Origin of the sequence: Microcystis sp. LE19-195.1E, assembly GCF_027532095.1 — a bacterium.
GTDB classification, from domain to species: domain Bacteria; phylum Cyanobacteriota; class Cyanobacteriia; order Cyanobacteriales; family Microcystaceae; genus Microcystis; species Microcystis aeruginosa.
The window spans coordinates 1-4,626 of record NZ_JAPZSZ010000185.1; the positions used below are offsets into that span (position 1 = coordinate 1).

Sequence of the window (4,626 nt, forward strand, 5' to 3'; positions counted from 1 at the left end):
AATAGAAATTTTTTCTTTCTTCCAGACATCGATAATTTTTTGGCGAAAATCTACGGAATAGGGTCTCATAGGAAGCTGGCGAGTTCTATTATTTGTCTATTTGCTTTTTATTGTACCTCATAGCTCCAAGAAGTGCTATAAATAAAAATAGTCTCCTGAATCCTGTCTCCTGAATCCTGTCTCCTGAATCCTGAATGGAGATTGTTGATTTTTGCAGGAGGTCTAATCAAGGAACCGAGGTTATTTGGTAAGCTAAAACGGTAATCTTGACCCCCGAATGCCCGTGCTGATCAGTGTTGTCATCCCTACCTACAATCGCCAAGCAATTTTAAAAAAATGTTTACTAGCCCTAGAAAATCAGCGTTTAACCGATAATAAAGTGGAAAACTACGAAATAGTCCTTGTCGATGATGGCTCTACCGATGCGACGATCGCTTGGCTAGAAAGTCACAAAGCCAATTTACCCCATCTGCAACTGTGGCAACAGGATCACGGCGGACCAGCGATCGCTAGGAATCTGGGGGTAGAAAAAGCTAGTGGTGATACGATTATTTTTATCGATAGCGATCTGGTAGTGACAGAAAATTTTTTGCAAGCCCACGCCGACGCTTTAACCGCCGGGGCAGCAAGTCTCGGCAGCGATTGCTTATTTACCTACGGCACTGTCATTAATACCTGTAACTTCGAGCATCCCACCAGTGAACCCTATAAAATCACCGATTTCTCCGCCGCCTATTTTGCCACGGGCAACGTGGCGATCGCTAAAAAATGGTTATTAGCGGCGGGATTATTTGATACCCAGTTTCAACTCTACGGTTGGGAAGATTTAGAATTAGGGGTGAGATTGAAGCAATTGGGACTAAAATTAATTAAATGTCCAGAAGCCGTCGGTTATCATTGGCATCCCCCCTTTAATCTCGCTCAAATTCCCAATCTCATCGATAAGGAAATTCAACGAGGACGAATGGGAGTGCTTTTTTATCAAAAACATCCCACCTGGGAAGTGCGGATGATGATTCAAATGACTTGGATTCATCGACTGTTGTGGGGTTTACTTTCCCTGGGGGGAACCCTGAATGAACGCAGCCTCTCCCCGCTGTTACAATGGTTAATCGATCGAGGTAAACCGCAATTAGCCCTAGAAATTGCCCGCATTTTTCTCAATTGGTACAACGTGCGCGGCGTTTATCAAGCTTATCGGGAAATACAGCTTCAGTGAAATGTCTTGCCGAACACCACCGACGGCGTTTCTCACAAAGACGAGGTATGACTGGATTTGGCATCGACAACCGACTCCCTAAAACCAGAGACTTTGTACCTCACCATCGAGATAACTGCCCTAAAGGTGAACATTTGCCGATAAAAAACTGAATATTTGCTTTCTTTTTCTGATAATTGCTGCCACAATCAAAAGCAATCGGCATAGAGAGCGGCGGAAAACACTGACCACATTTGCCCCTTGTGAATTATTCTCCGAGATTGGGCATATTAGAAGTAAATTTTCCTATAGGAGGAATCCCATAATGAATATCTTCGATATTTTAATCGGTTTTGTCGGTGGAGGTGCGATCGGGGGTGGGGCTTTATATGCCCTGCAAGAGGGAAAAATCAGGGAAGCACTACAGAAATATGAGAAAGTTCGGGCGGCTTTAGGTGAAACCGAAAAGGAGTTAAAAGACAGCAAAGGACAGTTAAAACAACTCGCTCTCTCCGAAGAACGGATTCGCAATATCGAAGCCACCTATAGAGAAGAAGTGGCTAAATTGCAAGAAGAGTTAGAAGATAGCCAAGGACGTTTACAAGAGATAGCCAGCGCAAATCCCGCTCAAGCCGTGGAAGTCGCCGATAAAACCCAAATTCAGCCACTTGAACCGGAATACGAAGCTACAATCGAGGAATTGCGCCAAAGCTATCAAAGTCAAATACAAGAGATCATAGACGGGAAGCAAGGGGAAATGGAAGCCCTGCGTCAAAGTCAACAGGAGCAGATTCTAGAATTAGAAAAGGGCTATCAGTCGCAAATTCAACAACTAGAACAGGGTTATCAAAGCCAACTGTTAGAATTACAAAACGCCCGCCAAGCAGTAGTGGATGATCGAACCACTGAAATCGTCGAACCCTGGGATGATTTCCCCGATAGCCCCAGTGCCGAAGAAATAAATCCTTTTGATGGTTTTATCACCGAAGAAACCCTAGTATTGGAACCAGAATTTGCCCCTGAAATGCCCCTAGAAACACCAGTTTCCGAGGAGACATTTGACGGTTTAAACAGCCCAGAAGAAACCTTAGTTTCTCCAGAAATGACTGAGAGCGAAGATTTTCCCGTCATGGCAGAACCAGCAATCTCTGACTGGGAGATGTCCGCTGCTGAGATAGAATTTCTCAACAGTTTAACATTAGAGGAAGAAACGAGAACTATCGGTAGCCTAGAAGAATTATCGGCTAATTACGGTCAGATGCAAGAAACCGTTAGCAGTGACACCAGTTTCTCTGATTTATTAGCCCCCGACACCGAAAAATTCGCTGATAACCAAAATTTTCTCGATGACTTATTTGCTGATACCGCTGACAGCAATAACCCCGAATTATTCGATTATTTTGCGGAAGAAACCCCTACAGTTGCATCTAACCGCCAAAATGTTGCTTCTGTTGCGAGTGACCAAGAAGAACTAGATTTCTTCAGTATGTTGGATAATGAAGAAATGGCTAATCTAGAATCCTTACCTTCTGACGAAGAACTGCCCCTTGATGATCTATTTGGCGATGATTTATTCTCGGATGGGGACAATAGCAAAACCACGAGGCTAGAATCTCATCAGTAGGCAGATTGCCCGCTATGAAGGCAGAAGACAGAATTTCTTCCCCACCCGATTTCTGGCTTCTGACTTTCTTAACTGCGCCATCAGATGGGAGTTTTCCCCCTGTCCCCCTAGGGCTGATTCATTCTCCGAATCTAATTCTTTTTTTGCTACCTTTAATCGCTTATGAGGTAAGCAAAGCACGACGTTTTAAAAAATTTTCAGCTATGTATTTCCGAGAAATCGACTAAAAACGTTGCCAGATAAGGACTTGAGAGAATGACATTTGAGAGAATGAAACGACCCCACCTGTCCCCCGATTCCCTTACCATAACGTGGAAAAAAAATCTACATCAAAAGTAGTGGACATTGGCAAAAAAAAAAAATATGATATGGGAGGGTACGTTGTACCCTTTTGACTGTCCCTAGCCTTTTAAGGAGATTTTCCCGTGAAACTCACTATCAAAACCCTTGTTTTATCCACTACCACTTTCGGCTTAATGTGGGGTGTGGCACAAAACGCCCAAGCTGCTACTCTAATTCCTGGAGTCACTGCCTCAACGGACAACATATCAACACAATGGAGTCTAAACGATGCCGTCAACGGCCAAGGGCTGCCCGGTAACACTCCGAGTCTTACGGGAGATCACGGGGAGTCGCTGATGGGTAATTCTTGGCGGTCAGGTATTTTAACTAACACGCAGGGCACCACAATTCCCTCAGGTACTATCACTTTTAATCTCAATGGTAGCTATAATCTATCTGGGTTTACTTTCTGGAACCTTGGCGGTGGTAGTGCCGAGCTTACCCGTCAGGGAATTAAAAGTGTGACGATTGAATACTCCAACAACGGTGGAACAACTTGGAGTACCCTGAGTGGCGCTCCTATGTCCTTTACGCAGGGAACTTTTGGTTCCCCAGGTACCAATCAGACCCCACAGTCGTTCAGTTTTGCCTCAGTCGCTGCGACTAATGTTAGATTTACTAATCTGAGTAACTTTGGGGGATTCGATAACCCCAGCGCAAACAATCGCATTGGCTTCTCAGAGATTCAGTTTGCAGCAACCAAAGTTCCCGAACCTTCTTCCTTGCTTGCTCTGTTAGCCTTTGGTTTAGCGGGCGTGAGTTTGGGAAAAAGAATTTAACTTAGTCTCAGCATTCGTCCCTCGCTAGAAGTCCCTCGCTTTTAGGGATGGGATGAATGCCCAACCTATAGACAATTCTCAAAAACCGATGCTCCGATAAACAGATCTTGACCACTATTCCTGAAGCGATAACCGAGCTTCGGCGGGTCGTGTTGCCAGGAAAAGTATGGGTCTTAGGAACTAGGACGGATGCCGGGGTCGGGAAGGTAAGACTGGCTATCTTTCGAGGTAGAAAGCGCATCCCATTGAAGCAGGAAGCTCTCAACGACCTTGAGAGTAGTTCACGAAAAGTAATTCCCGATGTCGTTGACCAGGGAATAACGGGTTTGCCGTTTAACCCGCTCCGTGCTTAATCCACTACGAATGACTAAGCTTTCAGGCTTTTAAGTAGGTTTGAGTAAGTTTAGTTGAGCGGTGCTGTCCCCGTGTCTCCCTATTCCCATACCATAAAACAATAAAAAAACTGTATCAAAAGTAACAGACAAGGGCAAAAAAACAAATAAAATGCGCTGGGGTGCTATGCACCAAATTAACTTGACCTAAGGGACTTCCAGAGAATAAAATACCCAACAAAAAAATAGAAAAGTGTTTTTTTGAAAAAGTAATTATTTTTGTCTAGGAAAACAAAGAGTCTCCCATTACAACCTATTTTTCCGAAAAAATAGGCAGCATAAACTTTTATA

General features: G+C 44.1%; 3 protein-coding genes. All 3 read left to right on the forward strand.

Going from position 1 to position 4,626, the window contains the following annotated elements; translation table 11 throughout:
- Positions 1 to 277: 277 nt before the first annotated feature.
- Entirely contained in the window at positions 278 to 1,219 is a 942-nt protein-coding gene (locus O9300_RS10560; RefSeq protein WP_287971590.1) for a glycosyltransferase family 2 protein, read from the forward strand.
- 304 nt (positions 1,220 to 1,523) lie between these two features.
- The gene (locus O9300_RS10565) at positions 1,524 to 2,822 is read left to right on the forward strand and encodes a hypothetical protein (protein WP_287971591.1); all 1,299 of its coding nucleotides are present in this window, start codon (positions 1,524 to 1,526) and stop codon (positions 2,820 to 2,822) included.
- Positions 2,823 to 3,247: 425 nt separating this feature from the next.
- Positions 3,248 to 3,943: a discoidin domain-containing protein gene (locus tag O9300_RS10570; protein WP_287971592.1), complete on the forward strand. Its 696-nt coding sequence runs from the start codon at positions 3,248 to 3,250 to the stop codon at positions 3,941 to 3,943.
- Positions 3,944 to 4,626 lie beyond the last annotated feature (683 nt).